This window comes from Exiguobacterium sp. KRL4, assembly GCF_001870785.1.
GTDB lineage: Bacteria > Bacillota > Bacilli > Exiguobacteriales > Exiguobacteriaceae > Exiguobacterium_A.
The window spans coordinates 353864-374319 of the sequence record NZ_MOLV01000004.1 but is presented as its reverse complement, the minus strand read 5'-3'; the positions used below and the strand labels follow the sequence as shown (position 1 = coordinate 374319).

General features: G+C 46.1%; 21 protein-coding genes and 1 tRNA gene. 7 read left to right on the top strand and 15 right to left on the bottom strand.

The window, feature by feature from the left end; all coding sequences use genetic code 11:
- Positions 1-247 precede the first annotated feature (247 nt).
- The 7 genes from BLD48_RS04240 to mnhG are packed head-to-tail and all read left to right on the top strand — an operon-like array spanning position 248 to position 6034.
- Positions 248-2653 carry a Na+/H+ antiporter subunit A gene (locus BLD48_RS04240; protein WP_071499074.1) on the top strand — a complete coding sequence of 802 codons (2406 nt, stop codon included), beginning with the start codon at positions 248-250 and terminating at the stop codon, positions 2651-2653.
- Complete coding sequence (locus BLD48_RS04235; protein WP_071499073.1) at positions 2650-3090, top strand: Na(+)/H(+) antiporter subunit B; 441 nt, start codon at positions 2650-2652, stop codon at positions 3088-3090. The genes BLD48_RS04240 and BLD48_RS04235 overlap by 4 nt, the downstream gene beginning before the upstream one ends.
- 3 nt (positions 3091-3093) lie before the next feature.
- Positions 3094-3435: a Na(+)/H(+) antiporter subunit C gene (locus BLD48_RS04230; protein ID WP_071499072.1), complete on the top strand. Its 342-nt coding sequence runs from the start codon at positions 3094-3096 to the stop codon at positions 3433-3435.
- Entirely contained in the window at positions 3428-4912 is a 1485-nt protein-coding gene (locus tag BLD48_RS04225; protein ID WP_071499071.1) for a Na+/H+ antiporter subunit D, read from the top strand. Before BLD48_RS04230 ends, BLD48_RS04225 begins: the two co-directional genes overlap by 8 nt.
- A gap of 3 nt (positions 4913-4915) precedes the next feature.
- Positions 4916-5392 carry a Na+/H+ antiporter subunit E gene (locus BLD48_RS04220; RefSeq protein WP_071499070.1) on the top strand — a complete coding sequence of 159 codons (477 nt, stop codon included), beginning with the start codon at positions 4916-4918 and terminating at the stop codon, positions 5390-5392.
- Positions 5392-5676 carry a Na(+)/H(+) antiporter subunit F1 gene (locus BLD48_RS04215; protein ID WP_014970528.1) on the top strand — a complete coding sequence of 95 codons (285 nt, stop codon included), beginning with the start codon at positions 5392-5394 and terminating at the stop codon, positions 5674-5676. Before BLD48_RS04220 ends, BLD48_RS04215 begins: the two co-directional genes overlap by 1 nt.
- Positions 5660-6034, top strand: a complete 375-nt coding sequence (gene mnhG, locus BLD48_RS04210) for a monovalent cation/H(+) antiporter subunit G (protein WP_071499069.1) — start codon at positions 5660-5662, stop codon at positions 6032-6034. The genes BLD48_RS04215 and mnhG overlap by 17 nt, the downstream gene beginning before the upstream one ends.
- Positions 6035-6109: 75 nt before the next feature.
- Here mnhG and BLD48_RS04205 read toward each other — a convergent pair whose 3' ends face one another.
- The 15 genes from BLD48_RS04205 to BLD48_RS04135 all read right to left on the bottom strand — a co-directional run bounded on the left by BLD48_RS04205 (position 6110) and on the right by BLD48_RS04135 (position 20426).
- Positions 6110-6556, bottom strand: coding sequence for an Rrf2 family transcriptional regulator (locus BLD48_RS04205; protein WP_071499068.1), 447 nt, complete (start codon positions 6554-6556; stop codon positions 6110-6112).
- A gap of 207 nt (positions 6557-6763) precedes the next feature.
- Positions 6764-7657: a glycerophosphodiester phosphodiesterase gene (locus BLD48_RS04200; protein WP_071499067.1), complete on the bottom strand. Its 894-nt coding sequence runs from the start codon at positions 7655-7657 to the stop codon at positions 6764-6766.
- Between the two features lie 193 nt (positions 7658-7850).
- Complete coding sequence (gene odhB / locus BLD48_RS04195) at positions 7851-9116, bottom strand: 2-oxoglutarate dehydrogenase complex dihydrolipoyllysine-residue succinyltransferase (protein ID WP_071499066.1); 1266 nt, start codon at positions 9114-9116, stop codon at positions 7851-7853.
- 54 nt (positions 9117-9170) lie between these two features.
- Positions 9171-12032, bottom strand: coding sequence for a 2-oxoglutarate dehydrogenase E1 component (locus tag BLD48_RS04190; protein WP_071499065.1), 2862 nt, complete (start codon positions 12030-12032; stop codon positions 9171-9173).
- Between the two features lie 356 nt (positions 12033-12388).
- The gene (locus BLD48_RS04185; protein WP_071499064.1) at positions 12389-13117 is read right to left on the bottom strand and encodes an amino acid ABC transporter ATP-binding protein; all 729 of its coding nucleotides are present in this window, start codon (positions 13115-13117) and stop codon (positions 12389-12391) included.
- The gene (locus tag BLD48_RS04180; protein ID WP_071499063.1) at positions 13114-13758 is read right to left on the bottom strand and encodes an amino acid ABC transporter permease; all 645 of its coding nucleotides are present in this window, start codon (positions 13756-13758) and stop codon (positions 13114-13116) included. Before BLD48_RS04180 ends, BLD48_RS04185 begins: the two co-directional genes overlap by 4 nt.
- Positions 13759-13795: 37 nt before the next feature.
- Positions 13796-14515, bottom strand: a complete 720-nt coding sequence (locus BLD48_RS04175) for a transporter substrate-binding domain-containing protein (protein WP_483297292.1) — start codon at positions 14513-14515, stop codon at positions 13796-13798.
- A gap of 235 nt (positions 14516-14750) precedes the next feature.
- Positions 14751-14834 (bottom strand) — tRNA-Leu (locus tag BLD48_RS04170).
- A gap of 62 nt (positions 14835-14896) precedes the next feature.
- Positions 14897-15841 carry an alpha/beta hydrolase gene (locus tag BLD48_RS04165; protein ID WP_071499061.1) on the bottom strand — a complete coding sequence of 315 codons (945 nt, stop codon included), beginning with the start codon at positions 15839-15841 and terminating at the stop codon, positions 14897-14899.
- A 23-nt stretch (positions 15842-15864) separates the two neighbouring features.
- Positions 15865-16206: a hypothetical protein gene (locus BLD48_RS04160; RefSeq protein WP_071499060.1), complete on the bottom strand. Its 342-nt coding sequence runs from the start codon at positions 16204-16206 to the stop codon at positions 15865-15867.
- A 20-nt stretch (positions 16207-16226) separates the two neighbouring features.
- Entirely contained in the window at positions 16227-17243 is a 1017-nt protein-coding gene (locus BLD48_RS04155; RefSeq protein ID WP_083412236.1) for a S66 family peptidase, read from the bottom strand.
- A 31-nt stretch (positions 17244-17274) separates the two neighbouring features.
- Complete coding sequence (locus BLD48_RS04150; RefSeq protein ID WP_071499058.1) at positions 17275-17616, bottom strand: thioredoxin family protein; 342 nt, start codon at positions 17614-17616, stop codon at positions 17275-17277.
- Positions 17617-17784: 168 nt separating this feature from the next.
- Positions 17785-18153, bottom strand: coding sequence for a DUF779 domain-containing protein (locus tag BLD48_RS04145; protein ID WP_071499057.1), 369 nt, complete (start codon positions 18151-18153; stop codon positions 17785-17787).
- Positions 18154-18175: 22 nt separating this feature from the next.
- On the bottom strand, positions 18176-19696 hold the full coding sequence (gene adh / locus BLD48_RS04140; protein WP_071499056.1) for an aldehyde dehydrogenase: 1521 nt from the start codon (positions 19694-19696) through the stop codon (positions 18176-18178).
- 208 nt (positions 19697-19904) lie between these two features.
- On the bottom strand, positions 19905-20426 hold the full coding sequence (locus BLD48_RS04135) for a TraR/DksA C4-type zinc finger protein (protein WP_071499055.1): 522 nt from the start codon (positions 20424-20426) through the stop codon (positions 19905-19907).
- Between the last annotated feature and the right edge of the window lie 30 nt (positions 20427-20456).

Here is a 20456-nt window from a genome sequence, read left to right as displayed (position 1 = left end):
TTTTTTTGCTGTTTTTCTGCCGTGTTCCTACATATTTAATAATTCGCTCAAAAACCGCGTTCCTGCATTAAATCAAAAAGGTTCAGGTCATGCAGAGACGGGAAATCTACGTTATACTTTTAACAGAAGCTTCACAAAAATCGAATGTCTATGTTGAAGAGGACACGTCACAAGCCATACTCGTCGCTTGCGTACAACGTCCTTCTTTCATTTTTTCGATGGTATTACACCATAAGGAGGGAATCATGTGTCTTTGCTTCATTTGGCAATCTTGTTGCCGTTACTTGTAAGTCTCTTCATTCCGCTTCTCTATAAGAAGATTCCATCCGTACATACAGGATGGTTCGTTCTGCTCGTTCCCCTTACGTTAGTCGTCTACTTCAGTCAGTACATCAGTCAGACAATGGCTGGAAAACCTGTAGTCGCAACGATGAACTGGATTCCTTCACTCGATATCAACTTCGTCGCCTATGTCGACGGTCTTGGTCTGTTGTTCGCGTTATTGATTACCGGAATCGGTTCACTGGTCGTGCTTTATTCCGTCTATTACCTGGATCCGAAAAAAGAAGCGTTACACAATTTTTATGTCTACCTGCTTCTTTTCATGACCGCAATGCTTGGAATTGTCTTATCGGACAATCTGATCGTCATGTATCTCTTTTGGGAACTGACATCGATTTCTTCGTTTTTGTTGATTGGATATTGGTACGAACGTGAACGTTCCCGATACGGTGCCCAAAAATCGATGCTGATCACTGTCTTTGGTGGTTTATCGATGCTCGGCGGGATTTCAATTTTATCGTTACTGTCCGGTTCGTTTAGCATCCGTGAATCGCTCGCAACCGTCAGTACGTATAATGGGGATCCACTCTTTACGGTCGCCCTCGTCCTGTTTTTACTGGCGGCCTTCACGAAATCTGCTCAGTTTCCATTCCATATCTGGTTACCGGACGCGATGGAGGCACCCACTCCAGTCAGTGCCTATCTCCACTCAGCAACGATGGTCAAAGCTGGCCTCTATCTGGTTGCCCGGATGAGTCCGATCTTTGCTGAGACACCACTCTGGTTTTATCTTGTATCCGGTGTCGGAATGTTCACACTTTTCTGGGGATCATTAAATGCCGTCAAACAAGTCGACTTAAAAGCCATCCTCGCTTATTCGACGATTTCGCAACTCGGTCTCATCATGTCACTGCTTGGATTAGGAGCGGCCGCTTTACAGGTTGATATCCTTCCGGACAGTCTCTATACGATTGCAACGGTCGCTGCCGTCTTCCACCTTATCAACCATGCCACGTTCAAAGGGAGCTTGTTCATGATGGCGGGCATCGTTGATCATGAAACGGGAACACGTGATATCCGAAAGCTCGGTGGCTTGTCCCAACTGATGCCGGTGACGTTTACGATTGCAACGATCGGGACCTTATCGATGGCAGGTGTGCCTCCATTCAATGGTTTTTTAAGTAAAGAGATGTTTTTGACCGGTGTCCTTGAAGTTTCCCAATCAGGACTGTTTCATCTGGATACGTTTGGTCTGTTATTCCCGTTTTTTGCAGTCGTCGGGAGTATGTTCACGTTTGTCTACAGTATCTTGATTGTCTACCGAACGTTTCTTGGACAAAAAAAACTCGAACAACTTCCGAAAAAACCGCACGAAGCACCGATTGGCATGTTACTCGCTCCACTCGTTCTCGTTTCCCTCGTCGTTTTGATCGGACTGTTCCCGAACTTACTTTCAAATACGCTGATTCGTCCTGCAGTCGAAGCGATTTTACCGAAAGTCGTTGCTGAAGGCGGTTCGATTTCAGTTGACATCAAGCTCTGGCATGGGTTTAATCCGGAACTCTTTTTGACGCTTCTCATCATTTCGGTCGGCACGGTGCTATTTTTGACGTTGCCGAAATGGTCTACACTTTACAACCGGATGCCAACAAGCGTCTCGTTGAATCATCAGTATGATGGATTGCTGCGCCGGGGGGAACATGCCTCAACCGCCATCCATGATACCGTCATGACCGGTTACATGCGCTCCTATCTGGTCTATATCTTCGGATTCATCGTTGTCCTTGTCCTATCGAGCATGTATTTCCTCGATGCCTTTAAATTCGATGTCGATCCACTCAGCACCGTTCATGCTTATGAAGTCGTCTTGGCACTCGTTCTGGTTGGTAGCGCCTTGTCGATCACGTTTGCGCGATCTCGTTTGACATCGATCATCTTGCTTGGTGTCGTCGGCTATACGGTCGCCTTGTTCTTCGTCTTATTCCGGGCACCTGACCTCGCTTTGACACAACTTGTCATTGAGACCGTTTCCGTCGCCCTGTTCCTGCTTGTGTTTTATCATATGCCGGAAATCAGTCGAAAAGAAGAACGTATCAAATTTAAACTCGGGAACGCTGCGATTTCTGCGCTCGTCGGATTAAGTGTCACGTTGGTTGCACTCGCTTCCCTCAGTCAACGCTCATTCGCTTCGATTGCCCAGTATTACATTGATAACGTCGCTGATTTAGCAGCAGGTGGAAACATGGTCAACGTCATCTTAGTCGACTTCCGTGGGTTTGATACGTTGTTTGAGATCAGTGTCTTAGCGATTGCCGGACTCGGTATTTATGCGATGATTAATTTCCGGAAGACAGGAGGAATCGACAAATGAAAACTCCAACGAAAAAACACACGAACGACGTTATCCTAGAATCATCTACAACGTTCATCACCTTCATTATTTTCTTGTTTGCCGTTTACCTGTTTTTCGCCGGTCATTACACACCGGGGGGCGGCTTCATCGGAGGGCTTGTCACAGCTTCCGCACTCGTTTTAGTTTTGTTAGCCTTTGACATCCAGACACTTCGGCAGATCTTACCAGTCGACTACAAACAGATGACGGCGATCGGCATGTTGATTTCTGTCTTGACGGCTTCTGGTGCCTTGTTGTTTAATGTACCGTTCTTTACACACGCCCACGATTACTTCAACTTACCGTTGTTCGGAAAAACGTCCTTGCACACGGCGATGTTGTTTGATTTAGGTGTTTATCTCGTCGTCGTCGGTGTGACGATGACGATCATTCAAACGATTGGGGAGAGTGATTAACGCATGGAGATCATCATGGCGATCGCTGCAGGCATCTTAACGATGTGTGCCGTCTATCTCATTCTTTCAAAAAGTATCTTACGCATCATCATCGGAACCGGCCTTCTCAGTCATGCGGCTCATCTGCTTGTCATGACGATGGGTGGATTGAAAACGGGCGCCGCTCCCGTCATCAAGGACGGCGTCACCCAGTATACCGATCCGCTCCCACAAGCTCTTGTCTTAACGGCAATCGTCATCAATTTCGGTGTGACTGCATTTTTCCTCGTGCTCGCCTACCGGGCCTATCAAGAACTAGGGACAGACAATCTCGAGGAAATGAAAGGAACCGATACGCATGATTAATTTACCGTTATTACCGATTTTGATTCCACTGGTCACCGGTGTCATCTTGATGTTGTTCCCGGATCGATTGCGCCTACAACGGACGCTCTCTTTCGGCTCAACCCTTGTCACCATCGTTGCAGCCGCTTATCTGATTTACAGTGTCCGGCAGCAAGGGATATTGACGGTGACGCTTGGGAGCTGGCCGGCGCCTTTCGGCATCACCCTTGTCTCTGACATGTTATCTGCCCTGCTTGTCTTCACGACGAGCCTGCTTGTCTTTTTTGTTGTCTGGTATTCCATCTATTACCTGTCCGATTTACATCAACGTTTTTATTATTACATCGCCGTCCAATTTTTACTCGTCGGGGTCAATGGTGCCTTTACGACAGGTGATATCTTTAACATGTTCGTCTTTTTTGAAGTCTTCTTGATCTCGTCTTACGTCTTGATTGTACTGGGAGGAAAACCGGCTCAGTTACGCGAATCACTGAAGTATTTGTTGATCAACGTCATCTCATCCGCCTTGTTCGTCATGACCGTCGCTTTTTTATACGGTGTCATCGGCTCACTGAGCATGGCCGATATTTCACAAAAAATCACGGAAATCAATCAACCTGGTATTCTCAGTGTCATCGCGATTCTGTTCTTGATTGTCTTCGGCTTAAAGGGAGCCATCTTTCCCTTGTACTTTTGGCTTCCCGGTTCCTACCAAGTGCCTCCGACGCCCGTCCTCGCTTTATTCGGGGCACTGTTAACGAAAGTTGGAGTCTACGGAATCTTGCGGACGTACAGTCTATTTTTCTCCCATCAGCCTGAATTCACGCATCAGATTCTCGGTTGGCTGGCGCTTGCCACGATTCTGATCGGGGTGATTGGTGCCCTCGCAACACGAGACGTCAAACAGATTTTAATCTACAACATCATCGTCGCCGTCGGTGTCATTTTGTATGGCGTATCCGTCATGACGCGGCAGTCGCTTGAAGGCGCTGTCTTCTACCTGATCCATGACATGCTGATCAAGGCAGCCTTATTCTTATTAATCGGCGTCATGATCGGGATTGCTGGATCCAGTAAGTTGAAGGATATGGGCGGTATGATCAAAGACTATCCGTTACTCGGTTGGACGTATTTTATCGCCGCGTTATCTCTGGCTGGCATCCCGCCACTCAGTGGTTTCATCGGAAAGCTTCTGATCGTCCGAGGTGGTTTTGAGGCCGGAGACCTTACCGGTCCGTTCATCGTCTTGATTTCGAGCTTACTTGTTCTCTACTCCGTCATGCAAATCTTCATTCGTGGATTTTGGGGAACACCAAATGCCTACACAGGACCGAAACGCCACCTGCTCAAACAATTGATGACACCAGCGATTCTACTCGTCGCCATTACGGTCGTGTATGGTGTAGGCACTGAAGCGGTTCGTCCGTTTATTTCTCAAGCGGTCGATCCACTTGTCGATCCGTCGATTTATATCCAAGCTGTCTTGAAAGGAGATTAATCAATGCCATTCCAGTTATTACTCAATATCTTGTTGGCATTTCTCTGGATGTTTCTCGCCAACTCCTTTTCTGCTTCGTCGTTCATCATCGGCTATCTGTTAGGGTTGCTTGCGATGTTCGCCATGCGCCGAGGATTCAGTAGCCGCTTTTACCTCAAACCGTTCATCGCGCTGATCCGTTTGTTTTTCCGGTTTTTATACGAGCTGGTCGTCGCAAATCTCGAAGTTTTGTCGATCATCCTCAAACCAAAGCTTGATATCAAACCGGGTATCTTCGCGTACGAGACAGCACTCGAACACAATTGGCAAGTCACGTTGTTATCAATGCTGATTACGTTGACACCAGGGACACTCGTCGTCGATATTTCAGACGACAATAAAACACTGTATATCCATGCCCTGCACATGCCAGAAGCGGATGAAGCCGTCTCCTCCATCCGCAACAGTTTTGAAAAAGCCATTTTGGAGGTGAGCCGATAATGCTAGAGACAATTTTATTCATCGCTTTAGGCGGTGTCTTCTTATCGATGCTTGGCTTATTTTACCGGGTCATTAAAGGACCTTCTGTCGCCGACCGGGTCATTGCCCTGGATTCAATCGGCATCAGTCTGATTTCTGTCGTCGGATTGGTATCCATCATTCTCCGGACAAGTGACTATCTCGAAGTCATCTTGTTAATCGGAATCTTAGCGTTCATCGGCACCGTCGCCTTCTCTAAATTCATTGAGAAAGGAGAGATCATCGAACGTGATCGCAATCAGTGATATCTTTGTAGCTGCCTTTGCCTTGATCGGGACTTTTTTCAGTCTTGTAACTGCACTGGGTCTCATTCGGCTACCCGACTTATATACCCGTGCCCACGCCGCATCCAAAAGTGCGACGCTTGGGGTGATGAGTATCCTGATCAGTGTCATCATTTATTTTGTCGCTGAAGACGGTTTCTTCTCGTCCCGTGTTTTACTTGGTATTTTGTTTGTATTGATTACCGCCCCGATTGGTGGCCATTTAATTGCGCGTGCTGCCTATTATAGCGATGTTCCTTTATGGAAGGGATCCGTCCAAGATGATTTGGCGAAAAACCCGGAGCATGTCAACCCTAAAAAACGATCGACTCGAAAATAAACAATCAAAAAAGACATCATCTTCCGAATGGGTTCGGAAAAGATGATGTCTTTTTTGTCTCGTTCAACTTACTTCTCATGAATGAACGGACGACGGTGATGAGGAAAACAAAAGTGTCAACTCGTCCTTGTTCTCAACGAGTTCCGCTAATGTATGCTGTTCAAGTTCTTTTAAAAAGGCACGTAAAGCACGCCCGAGAATCCCTTTTAAGTGGCAGCTTGGTTCAATCACACATCGACCTTCCGCTGAAAAACAGTCGACGATTTCCATCGGTTCCATTTCACGGACGACTTGTCCGATGTTGATGTCTGTCGGGTCCTTCGCGAGTCGCAACCCACCCGTTCGTCCGCGTGTCGACTCGACATAACCTAGTTTTGTCAACTGTTGGGTCACTTTCATCAAATGATTCGATGAAATTCCGTAATGATTGGCAATCGCCGGCATCGGTGTTATTTCTTCCCGATGAAGACCTAAATAAATCAGAACACGTAATCCATAGTCCGTATATTGTGTGATTCGCATGTCTTTCCTCTCCATTCCCTGTTAGTGAAGCAATCTGAACACTTCATCCAACACTGCTGTTTCATCGTAGCATGTTCGGCATCAATCGAAAATAAATTGTATGCTCTTAAAATCTTTCATTGAAGTATACGTAACCAATGAAGCCTTGGATTTCATTCCAACAAAAAAAGTCAGTATTCCTAAAAAGGAAACTGACTTTTAAACGATTCATTTCTTTTTCATGTCATGTAATACTTCATTGAAACGATCAGCATAGTTCGTGAAAACACCCGTCACTCCATAATCGAGCATCCGTTCCATGTCAACTTTCTCGTTCACCGTGTAGGGGTGAAGCAACAGTCCACGTTCCCGAATCATTGCCGTATTTTCACGCGTTAGTCCTTTATATGAAGGACCGAGTCCGACCGCGTATGTCTGAATTTCGTCAAGTGCCTCAGGCGTGATTGATTGGACTGTTGGTGCATCCATCAGCTGAACGAGTGGAAAACCTTCATCAAGCGCTTTAATTTTTAATAGACTTGCTTGACTGAACGATTGAATCATGACTTGTCCCGGTTGAACACGATTGCTTGATAGACCATGACTTTGTAATGTTTTCAGTAGTTTTTCTTCCATTCCTGGGTAAACTTCAGGTGATTTTGTTTCGATATAGTAGTTCGCATGTTTGCCATACTTATCAAAAATTTCATCGAGTGTCGGAACGTGGAGTCCCTTATATTCAGCCTTCGCATAATCCGGATTCGCTGTATTGAACCAGCTTCCCGCATCGAGGTGTTTGATTTCAGCTAGTGTCTTATCTTTGACGGCACCTGTTCCATTTGTCGTCCGATCAACCGTCTCATCGTGCATCGCAATCAATTGACCGTCCTTCGTCATCTGTAAATCGATTTCGATGTAGTCCGCTTTTAATTTCTTATGACTGAGTTGATACGCCGTCATCGTATGTTCCGGTGCATACCCGGAAGCGCCTCGGTGGGCGATGTTAACAACACGATTCGGGTCGAGTAGATCATGTTTTGCATGTGCCAAAGCATCGATGCTCCCGAAACTAGTTGCGGCTATTGCTCCTGTAAGTACGGTAACGCCAATCTGTTTCATCATGTTGTATTTCCCCCTTAAAAGTAACTTACAGACTAAAGCCTACGCGACGACTGTGAAGCAAACATATAGTTGAGGTGAAGAAGTTTTTAGAATCCATGACAGACTTGTAATCAAACGGATCACCTGCTTATCTGAAGAGACGAAAAGAGGCGTTCTCCCTATCATAGGAAGAACGCCTCTATCTCAACTCGACTTATGCTTCAAAAATCAATGACTCTGGATCTTCTAACAAATCCTTGATGTGTTTTAGGAATGTCACGGCTTCTTTGCCATCCACGATCCGGTGATCGTAAGAGAGCGCCACATACATCATCGGACGATTTGCCATTCGTTCGGCGTCGATTGCAACAGGGCGAAGATTGATTGCATGCATCCCAAGAATCGCGACTTGCGGTCCATTAAGGATCGGCGTCGACATCAACGAACCAAACGTCCCACCGTTTGTAATCGTAAACGTACCACCCGTCAAATCCGATAGTCCCAGTTTATTGTCACGTGCTTTGACGGCTAAACTGATGATGTCCTTTTCGATTTCACCAAAGTTCTTTTTGTCCGCGTCACGGACGACCGGAACGACTAATCCGTCTGGTGCCGATACGGCAATCCCGATATCATAGAACTTCTTAAGAACGATTTCATCCCCTTGAATTTCAGCATTCAAGTACGGCATCTTTTTGAGTGCCGCGACCGCCGCTTTCGTAAAGAACGACATGAAACCAAGCTTGACTTCGTTGTCCTTGACGAATTTCTCCTGACGGCGTTTACGTAAGGACATGACAGCAGACATATCAATTTCATTGAATGTCGTGAGCATCGCAGCCGTTTGCTGGACTTCTACTAAACGATTGGCAATCGTTTTACGACGACGGGACATCTTGATCCGTTCTTCCGGTTTTCCTGATGCCGCTTGTGTCACTGGTGCTGCAGGTGCTGGTGAAGGAGTCGGTTTTGCTTGTTCGCGTGGTGCGACTTCGAACGTCGCGACATCCTGGACACGAATCCGCCCAAGCGGATCTTGTGTTGCGACTTGCGATAGATCAATTCCTTTTTCACGTGCCAACTTCCGTGCGGCAGGTGACGCGATCGGACGATCCGCAAGGGACGTTCTTTCTGTAGCCGCAACGGCTGCCGGTTGCTCTTTTTTCGGTTGTTCCGCAACGGGTACTTCACTTACCTGTTCTGTTGTTGGTTGTTTTGTTTCTGCTTGTGCAGGTGTTGCTGCTTCTCCACCTGCTGTAATGATTGCAATCGTTTCACCGACACGCACCGTGTCACCTTCAGCAGCCATGACCTCCGATAAAATCCCAGCCTCGTCGGATGGTACTTCAATGTTGACTTTATCCGTTTCTAGTTCAACGATCGCTTCTCCTTTTTCCACTTGTTCACCCGGTTGTTTTAACCATGATGCAATCGTTCCTTCTGTAATCGACTCTGCAAGCTCTGGCACTTTGATTTCCATGTTCATTCGTCCCCCTAAGACTCTTTTCGTGTTTGACCCCAAATCAGATGATGCTTAGACATTCGTTTCAGAAGTAGTTGGTGCAGTCGGCTCTTTGACAGATTGTCGCGTCAAAGCTTCCGTCAAGATTCGTGCTTGCTCGACCTTATGTCCTGTCGGGTCACCTTCCGCCGTACTTGAACGTCTGCGACGACCGATGTAGCGGACCTGTGTGATACCGTTGATCGCGACTGACTCGAGACGTGGTTCGATATACGTCCAGGCGCCCATGTTTTTTGGTTCCTCTTGAACCCAAACGAATTCCGTGACCTGCGGGAAACGTTCCAACAAGGCTTTTAACTGCTTCGCCGGGAATGGATAAATTTCTTCAATCCGGACGATGTGTAACCAGTTGAAGTCGTCATCAGATTTCGAGACCGCTTCTGCTAGGTCAATCGCCACTTTCCCACTACAGAACACGATCCGTTCGACCTGCTCCGGTGATTGACCAAGCCCCGCCTGTTCAACGATCCGTTTGAAGGAACCATCTGTCAGCTCCGATAAATCCGATGTGGCTAACGGATGACGTAATAAACTTTTTGGTGTCATCACGACGAGCGGACGGACTTCGTCTTTTCCAAGAATTGCTGCTTGGCGACGGAGTAAGTGGAAATATTGTGCAGCACTCGAGACGTTGGCCACTGTCCAGTTTTTCTCACCGGACAACGATAGGAATCGTTCTAAACGCGCACTCGAGTGTTCCGGTCCTTGACCTTCGTATCCGTGCGGCAACAACATGACGAGACCGGATGTTTGACCCCATTTTGCACGACTGGCCGAGATGAATTGATCAAAGATGACCTGACCGGAGTTCGCGAAATCCCCGTACTGGGCTTCCCACAAGACAAGTGTTTCTGGCGCAAATACGTTATAGCCATATTCAAAACCGAGAACACCTGCTTCGGATAACGGGCTATTGTAGACAGCAAAGGACGCTGTTGCAGATTTTAAGCTGTGCATCGGCGAAAAGGCTTTACCTGTCTTGACATCATTTAAGTTGATGTTCCGTTGGGCAAACGTTCCCCGCTCTGAATCCTGACCACTCAAACGAATCGGTGTCCCATCCGAGAGAATCGAAGCGAAGGCTAACGTTTCCGCATGGCCCCAATCGATTCCATTTTTCGTCGTCAAGGCATCCGTCCGGCGTTTCAAGACTTTTTCAAGTTTATGGAACACGCTGAATCCGCTTGGCCATTCGAGCAACTGTTCGTTATAAGCCATCAGTTTTTCAACTGCAACACCTGTCTCGATCGTCGGAACTCCTTTGAAGACGACGTCTGGCATGACACCACCGTACTCTTTTTCAACGTTCGGCACTTTTTCACGTGCTGCTTTCATCATGTCATTGATGTCTGCTTCTATCGTCGTGATATCTTCTTTGGTGACATCACCTTGTTCGACAAGCTGGTTGGCATATAACACACGTGCCGAGTCATGTTTATGGATCAACTCATATAAGACTGGGTTTGTGTTCATCGGCTCATCCATCTCGTTGTGTCCGAATCGACGATAACCAATGAGATCGATCAAAATATCCTTCTTGAAGGTAGCCCGGTATTCGCTCGCAAGTAAGGCGACTGCCAAACAGCTTTCCGGTTCATCTGCATTGACGTGGAATACCGGAATTTCGTATCCTTTCGCCAAATCACTCGAGTAGCGTGTCGAACGCGAATCCGCCGGTTCCGTCGTAAAGCCAATTGTATTATTCGCAATGATATGAATCGTTCCACCCGTGTTGTACCCTTTCAAGTTCGTCAGGTTCAATGTCTCAGCGACGATTCCTTGTCCTGGGAAGGCGGCATCCCCATGAATCAAGATGGCGGCTGCCTTACCTTGTTCTTGGCGTGGTGCCCCTTTTTGGGAACGATCGTCTTGTGCTGCTCGTGTAAAACCTTCGACGACAGGATCAACAAACTCGAGGTGTGATGGATTGTTCGCAAGCGTCATGCGGACGTTACTGGACTGCTGTCCCATTTTCCGATTCAACCCTAAATGATATTTGACGTCTCCTGTCCAACCATACGTAATGCCAATGGATCCTTCTGACGGGACCAGATCATGGTTTGGTGCATGTTGAAACTCTGCGAAAATCATTTCATACGGTTTGCCTAAGACATGCGCCAAGACGTTTAATCTTCCCCGGTGCGCCATGCCGATATTGATTGTTTCCGAACCATTCGCAATCAAATGACCCACGATCGTATCGAGCAACGGTACCATCGCGTCTAAGCCTTCGATTGAAAATCGTTTTTGTCCGACATATGTTTTATGCAAGTACTTTTCAAAAAGATCAGTCTCGGCTAAGCGTTTGAACAATTGTTTTTTCTGATCGACTGATAATGTAGCCGTCAGCGCCCCTTGTTCAATTTTTTGCCGTAACCATTTTTTTTCATCCAAATCATCGACATGTTGGAACTCGACTGCCGCTGCTCCCGTGTATTGTGCTTTTAAATGTTCAATTCCCTCAAAAGCATCCGCCAGATGGGCTGGTGGATCAGGACAAACGAGTGTCACCGGCATGCCACGTAAATCAGCTTCCGTCAATCCGAATTGACGAAGTTCAAATAATTCCATCTCCCGCGGATGGTCTTTTAATGGGTAGATATCAGCAGCTAAATGACCTTTTGCCCGAATTTGATCCGCTAATCGGCTGGCCGCCAAATATTTTTCGAAATCACCCGTCTCGACCGTTTGTTGAACGACTGGTTCAGCGACTGGCGCCCCATTTTTCTCGAAGTAACTCCGTGTTTCCTCGTCAACCGAAGAAGCATCTTCTAGAAAACGTTCATACAATTCGATGATGTACCCAAGATTGGGTCCATAAAATGTTTGTTGTTCCTGTTCCCGGCTTGCCATATACGGTTCCCCCCGTTTCATTCATTTCACACTTCGTGTTGAAAAATCAGCATATTTCCAACTCTCTACCTGTTAGCGCTTTCAAATCGCATGACATAAAAATTCGATAATCGTCATGTTCCTTACATTGCGTACGAACACAACTCTCAACGAAGGCCTGTATGTCAAAAGTATTTGCCTTAGTTATTATATTACTACTTCTTTTAGGTCAGTGCGTTTCGAATTCCCAATTTCTCAGTCATAAATGTATAAGTTTTTCTTATGACTGTACCCTGTGTTGTTTATGAATCAAACATCTCTAGGCGAAAACTGATGTTTTCTACAAAAAAAGAGTATGAATAACCTTCCTGAAGGTCATCCATACTCGATTTCGTGTATCATAAGACTTTACTTAAAAACGACTGTGTCCGTTCGTGTTGTGGCGAATCAAACAATAAACTCGGGATATTTTCTTCGACGATGAAACCACCGTCCATGAAAAGAACCCGGTCACCGACTTCACGGGCAAATCCCATCTCGTGCGTGACGACAATCATCGTCATCCCTTCGAGTGCCAACTGTTTCATGACAGCAAGAACATCACCGACCATCTCGGGATCGAGCGCAGACGTCGGTTCGTCGAACAACATGATTTTCGGATTCATCGCCAGGGCACGGGCAATCGCGACCCGTTGTTTTTGACCACCGGACAGTTCGCCCGGATAATTATCCGCTTTTTCCCGCAATCCGACTTTATCAAGCAGTTCGAACGCCCGCTGTTTCGCTTGATTTTTTTCCGTTTTCCGGACTTTCATCGGTGCAAGCGTCACGTTCTCGAGCACTGTTTTATGTGGAAACAAGTTGAAGTGTTGAAACACCATTCCGACTTCTTCCCGTACTTTATTGATATCGACTTTCGGATCCGTGATGTCGTGTGTATCAACGATGACTGTGCCACCTGTAATATCTTCCAGCCGGTTCAAACAGCGGAGAAACGTACTTTTCCCGGATCCCGAAGGTCCGATGACACAAACGACTTCTTTTTCTTTGATTTCAACGGAAATGTCTTTTAATACTTCATTCGAACCAAATGACTTTTTTAGTTGTTTGACTTCAATGATACTCATCGTAGCGTAAACCTCCGTTCCAAGAATTTCCCTAACAGTGAAAGGAGATAGATGACGACGAAGTACATCAGACCGACGACCGTCCAGACGATGAATGGTTCAAACGTCGTCGCCTGTTGCACTTGTCCCTGTTGCGTCAAATCCGCGATACCGATGATCGATAGTAACGACGTATCTTTTAAGCTGATGATCGATTGGTTCGTAATCGTCGGTAACATCCGGCGAAAGGCTTGCGGCAAAATGATTTGTGTCATCGTTTGAGATCCTGTCATCCCAAGTGAACGGGACGCTTCGGTTTGACCTTTATCAATCGATTGAATCCCGGCTCGGATGATTTCTGCGAAGTAGGCTCCAGCATTAATCGCGACTGTCAGGATTCCGGCATACATTCGGTCCATCGACAACCACTCGAGCGAATTGAGTCCAAAATAGATGAAAAATAACTGGACGATGAACGGTGTCCCGCGGATGACATCGATGTAGACGATGGCGATTCCGTTTAAAATCTTCAGTGGAGACAAACGCATCAATGCGACGATCAAGCCGATTAAAAATCCAACGATGACCGCGATGATAAAGATATAGAGGGTAATTTGTAACCCTTCCAAGAAAAACGGAAACGCCGTTTTTGCGACTTCCATCAGTGACTCAACTCCCTTGTCTTTCGTTCAAATCTTCTTATTTTAAATACGTATCGACGATTTTGTCGTACTCGCCGCTTTCTTTCAAGTTAGCGAGTCCTTTGTTGATTTTTTTCATCAACTCTTCGTTTTCACCTTTTAAGACGGCGATTCCGTAATTATCGCCATTCAAACGGTCTCCGACGAGTTTCAGACCGAGGTTTTGTTGTTTGTTCGCATACGAGATGACCGGATAATCTTCAATCAAGGCAGCCGCGTTTCCATTTTTGACTTCCTGGAACATCGCCGGACTGTCATTGAATTGCGTGACTGTAATGCCTAGCTTATCTGCATTGTCCGTCGCATATTTTGCACCTGTCGTTCCCTTTTTGACAGCTACTTTCTGTCCTTTCAAATCATCGACCGACTTAATTTTATTGTTGTCATCTTTGACGACTAAAATCAATCCGGCTTTAAAGTAAGGGTCTGAGAACGTCACGACTTTTTTCCGCTCCGGTGTGATGCTCATACCAGCAATCGCGACATCCAATTGATTGGCTTGAAGGGCTGGAATGATTCCGCTGAAATCCATTGCTTCAAACTTGATTTTAAAACCTTGATCCTTCGCAATGGCTTTGATGATATCAATATCGATTCCTTTATATGTGTCCCCGTCTTTATATTCAAACGGTGGATATGTGACATCGATTCCGACTTTGTACGTCTTGTCTTTCGAAACCTCGTCTTGTGATCCGATACTGCATGCACTCAATACCATTAAACAGCTGAGCAGTAAAAATAAAACCGATAAATGCTTTTTCATGTTGTTACTCCTCTCTTGAAGACAAATGCCTTCTCCCTTGTAATTTACTCAAAATCTTTTCCTTAACACATATTTTATCAGAAAAATTCAAATTTTACGAACAAACTTATTAAGGACATGAATCAAGATTTTTTCCATAAAAAATAGGAGCGCTCTTCTCGCGAAGAATACTCCTATTTTCACTTACAAATGCCGCCGAGAGGACTTGAACCTCCACGGTGTTGCCACCACTAGATTCTGAGTCTAGCGCGTCTACCAGTTCCGCCACGACGACTTCTATTTATGTTATTAGAATACTAAATAGTGTTTTTCATGTCAACGGTTTCATTCATTTTTTTATACTTGTTCCATTGGTTCGCCTAAAATCCGTCGGACAAATTTTTCAACGACCGTATCATATGTGTCCGGATCTTCAAAATAAGCCATCGCATGAGCGGCATTTGGAATGACTACCAATTCCTTTTCCGTCGGGCAGGCTTGATACAGTTCATAGACCATCGAGGTTGGAACAAACGTATCGGCTCCGCCGTGTAAAAATAAAATCGGAACCGTTGCACGCTTCACTTGCTTGAGTGCGGAAGCTTCACTGAAAAAATAGCCTGCTTTTAGTTTCGTTAAGATGCTTGTCATCGTCAAAAACGGAAAGTGCGGCAAACGATACATCCGTTTCATCTGATAGGAAAGAACCGCATTGACCGACGTATAAGCACAATCGGAAATGATGCCTTTGATTTGCCGTGGTAAAACTTCACCACTTGTCATCAGGACGGTCGCCCCGCCCATAGAGACACCGTGCAAGAAAATTGCACTCTCTTGACCAAGACGAGCAACCAGATATTCTGTCCATCGGAGACAATCTTCCCGGTCATGCCAACCAAAACCAATGTAGTTCCCGTCACTTTTTCCGTGTCCGCGGTTGTCCGGCATCATGACATGGAAACCAGCTTGATGGTACAGATACGCAAATCCGGCTAAGTCTGTTCCGACACCGCCGTATCCATGAACTAAAATCACAACACGGTTGGATGGAATGAGCGGTGGCAAATAATGACCGCGCAACGTTAATCCGTCATGGGCTTTTACTTCAATCAGCTCCAGCGGCTGTTCTTTGATCCACGTTTGACCGGGTTGCATCAAGCGGACCATCTCGTCGCTGAGATCACGATTGTTCGATAAAAAGGGTTTAGGGTTAGTCGCAATCGCCATTTCATAAAAGTAATAACTTGCTGCGAGCATTCCTGACCCGATGACGCCTAAGCCGATTTTTGTTCGTTTACGCATTACTTTCCACTCCTCATCCACTCTTATAAATCGATTTGTAGTTGTGCCGAGGATTCGCTGTCCTCTTCTTGTAAAATTTGTTGCCGCAGACGATGTTCGTGTTGCGCCTTTCGGTAAGCAAATTCTTGAACTAATTCTTGTCCTGTGAATCCTTCTTCAACGATGTCGGACAGCAAATCCGTTTCTGTCGTTACAAGTTCTTGTGGATTGCGTATAATCAGCACTTGACCGACCTGTGCCAACATCAGTTCATCTTTTAACTGTAACGCATCATAAAATGGTTCAGGTAAGGTCATCCGACGTGTTTCCGGATTGATGTGCACCCGTTTATAGGCTGCTAACGATTGAAACTTCCGACTCGCCATATCTGTCCTCCTCTTCTAGATTACTGAAAGGTCATGTCTAATCTAGAATCTTTTCCTTGAATCGTGATGGTCGCTGACGCCCCGTTGACGAGTGTCATTTGCGGCGGTTGATGTCCGATGTCAAGATCGTAAAACACCGGAATGTCCAACATCCTTTTAAACGTCTCATAGACATCTACTATCGTATAATCCTCGATGGTCCGTCCGCCTGCCGTTCTTCCAAACACGATTCCGGATGCCTGCTTGAACCAACCGGCGAGGTACATCTGCATCAGTGAACGGTGGACATCGGTGGCACTGGCTTCCGACACCTCGAAGTACCAAAGGATAGGTTCTTCATTGATCTGATTTGCCTGAAACGCTTCAACTCCTCCGTACGGTGTTCCGATGAGATGACGAATTGTCTCAAGACATCCGCCAAGCAACCGGCCGGATGCCTGCTTTTGTGTTGGATCCATTGTTTTCCACTCTGTCGTTGCATCAAGATGATACATGTAACGGTCCGGTCGTTCCGAATGATTCCACTTGGTTTGGTACAGATCAGACGTCCACTGCGTGACTGTTCCTCCGGCAGGCGTAGCCAGCACACGCCGCCAGGCCGTCGTCGTTTCATCCCACTCTTCGCTGCGCATGTCTACGAAGTTCGGTCCATGCGCCGTCGCAATGCCTGTCTTGACCGTGATGGCAAACAATACAGTACTGATATCAGAATAACCGAGCAGCCACTTTGCCGGGATTCGTCCGAAATCCAGAAACGGTAACACATCAATCGCCCGTTCCCCTCCAAAGGGTGGAATGATCGCATCAATGTCTGGATTTTGTAGCATCTCATTCAATTCGTCTGCGCGCGATTGAGCCGGAGCACTTTCCGCCTGATGTTGCGTCCAAACCGTTTGTCCGATTTTGACTGCCATTTGCCGATCCTGTAAACGTAACGTTGCTTCTTCCAGCAATGCATGTAAGTCTTCCAGCACCCCAGAAGACGGGGCTGTCACTCCAATCGTTTGTCCGGTCCAGCCTAAAAAGGGAAAGCGCATGATTGTTTCCTCCTGACGATGTTGGATTTTTTCAGTTTATCGATGCCACCAATCGACTAAGCTGTTCGACTTTCCGTGTAAACGGTTCGATCGGAACGATCCGCGCTTCTCGATGAATTTCTTTTCCTTGAAAAAAAAACAACAAAGCGGGAGCTGTAAATACGGAAAATTCTCCAACGATTCCCGGTACGATACTCAAATCGACATGCGCTGACCGAAATTCGGGATGGTTTGTTAAAATAGGTTCGATTTGTGGAAACAACGAGGCGCAGACGCCACAGCCCGGACTGGAGATATAGATAAAACTTGCCGATTGCTTAAGATAAAAATCCCTTACGGCTTCGATTGACGTTAGCTCTTGAAACGTTGCCATGTCTCCCCCTCCTTTTTTGTAAAATATCTTTCAATTATAACGTGTCGCAGCCCAGAAACAAAACATGACCTCTCATTTGACTTTTTGAGTTATAAAAAAACACCTTCAGCTCGATTGTTTAAGGATTCATCCCTTAAAAATTTGAGCGAGGTGTTTTTTCTTCCTGCTTTATGGTTTGGCAGATGCCGTGAGTTCTGCATATTCGTCTGGAGTAAAGGCACGCGATCGTGTCAAAAAACGTTTTCCTTCGACCCCTTCTAATGAAAACATGCCTCCTCTTCCGTTGACAACATCAATGATCAGTTGCGTATGTTTCCAGTATTCATATTGATCTTCATGAATATAAAACGGACAGCCACCAATCGTTCCAATCCATAAATCATGATCTCCTAAAAATAAATCCCCTTCTGCAAAACACATCGGGGAGCTCCCGTCACAACAGCCACCTGATTGATGGAACATCAGCGGTCCGTGTTTCGCCTTCAGCAATTCAATCAATTCTAAACCAGCATCCGTCGCAAGCACACGTTCGACCACGTCGCCACACCCTTTCTTCATTTTAGAAGAAACCAAGTTTGTCCGGACTGTAACTGACAAGTAGATTTTTGGTCCGTTGGTAATGGTTGAGCATCATCTTATGGTTTTCGCGGCCGATCCCAGACATCTTATACCCACCGAACGCAGCATGTGCTGGGTACTGATGGTAACAATTCGTCCAGACGCGTCCTGCCTCGATTGCCCGCCCGAACCGATAGGCTCTGTTCATGTCACGCGTCCAAACGCCGGCTCCTAGACCATACAACGTGTCATTCGCAATTTGTAAGGCTTCTTCTTCGGTCTTGAAAGTTGTGACCGATAGAACGGGACCAAAAATCTCTTCTTGGAAAATCCGCATCTTGTTGTGCCCTTTAAAGATGGTTGGTTGGATATAGTACCCTTCCGCTAAATCCCCGTCGAGGTGGTTCCGTTCTCCGCCAATCAGACATTCTGCCCCTTCAGATTTTCCGATTTCGAGATAGGAAAGAATTTTTTCCATCTGTTCGCTTGATGCTTGTGCGCCCATCATGACGTCCGCGTCAAGCGGATTCCCTAACTTGATTGCTTTGACCCGTTCGAGCACACGTTCCATGAACGGCTCATAAATCGATTCTTCAATTAAGGCACGCGATGGACACGTACAGACTTCCCCTTGATTCAAGGCAAACATCAGTAATCCTTCAATCGCTTTATCGAAGAAGGCATCATCCGCCTCCATGATGTCCGCGAAGAAGATATTCGGTGATTTTCCACCTAGCTCAAGCGTGACGGGAATGATGTTTTGGGAGGCATATTGCATGATGAGTCGTCCCGTCGTCGTTTCTCCCGTAAAAGCAATTTTCGCGATCCGTTTACTCGAGGCAAGGGGTTTTCCTGTTTCGAGTCCAAATCCATTAACGATATTCAAGACACCTGCTGGCAATAAGTCTTCAATCAATTCCATCAACAACATGATGCTAGCCGGCGTCTGTTCCGCTGGTTTTAAAACAACACAGTTCCCCGCTGCGAGTGCTGGTGCCAGTTTCCAGACTGCCATCAGAATCGGGAAGTTCCATGGAATGATTTGACCAACGACACCGAGTGGCTCATGGAAATGATAAGCGACCGTATCATTATCCAACTCACCAATCGATCCTTCCTGAGCGCGAATGACACCTGCAAAATAGCGGAAATGGTCAATTGCTAGTGGTAAGTCGGCATTTAATGTTTCCCGAACCGCTTTTCCATTTTCCAGTGTTTCCGCATACGCTAACATCTCTAAATTTTCTTCCATCCGATTCGCGATTTTATTTAAGATATTGGAACGTTCTGCAACAGATGTTTTTCCCCAAGCGTCTTTTGCTGCATGTGCTGCATCAAGTGCAAGCTCAACATCTTCTTTTCCAGAACGCGCGACTTGGCATAACACTTTGCCTGTGATTGGCGTGATGTTATCAAAGTATTCGCCTCCGACGGGTGCTGTCCACTTTCCGTTGATGAAGTTTTCATACCGATCCTTGTATTGTACCTTCGACCCTTGCGTGTTTGGAATCTCATAAATCATGCTACTATTCCTCCTTCAAAATAAAATGGCAAAGCGGCGAGAAGTAATTTCATGTATGCGCTTTCATTTTTGTCCTGTATGAAATGACCTCTCTTGTCTATCCTACCAAATTTTTGTCAAAAGTCAAAATTTTCCGATAATAACAACCACTTTTAAAACCAAAAACCGTTCATCCTCAAGCGATGAACGGTTTTTGAACTGGATCGGCTTAACGGGTCGGGTCGATGCCATCTTCTTTATCAGAAGGTGTATCCGAATTTCCGAATTCACTGACTTTGCTGAAGCCATCCGTTGTACCATCAATATCTTTCCCTGTTGCCGTGACCGATGGATCTAGAACATCTTCTTCACTCGGACGCGACATCGGATCGTTGCCTTCGCGTTCAGCTTCTTCTTTTGCGTGTTCGATGCAAAGGAGCGTCTCTGGTATGATATCCAGACGATCGAGTTCGATTTCTTTTCCACAGACCTTACAGACGCCATACGTCCCATTGTCAATTGCCTGTAATGCCAAATCCACGTCGGATAACATGTCTTCCTGCATATCTGTCATGGCCTGATCGCGTTCACGTAAAAACAACTCGTCCCCCGAATCGCCCGGGTGGTTATCATAATTTGATAACTCGCCAGTATCGTAATCCAATTCCCGGTTTTCGATATTCGTTTCTGTTTTTTCTTTTTCTTTAAGTAGACGTGTTTTAAAGGTCTCGATTTGTTTTTCTGATAACATCTTGTTCATCTCCAATTCTTTAGCTTCAAC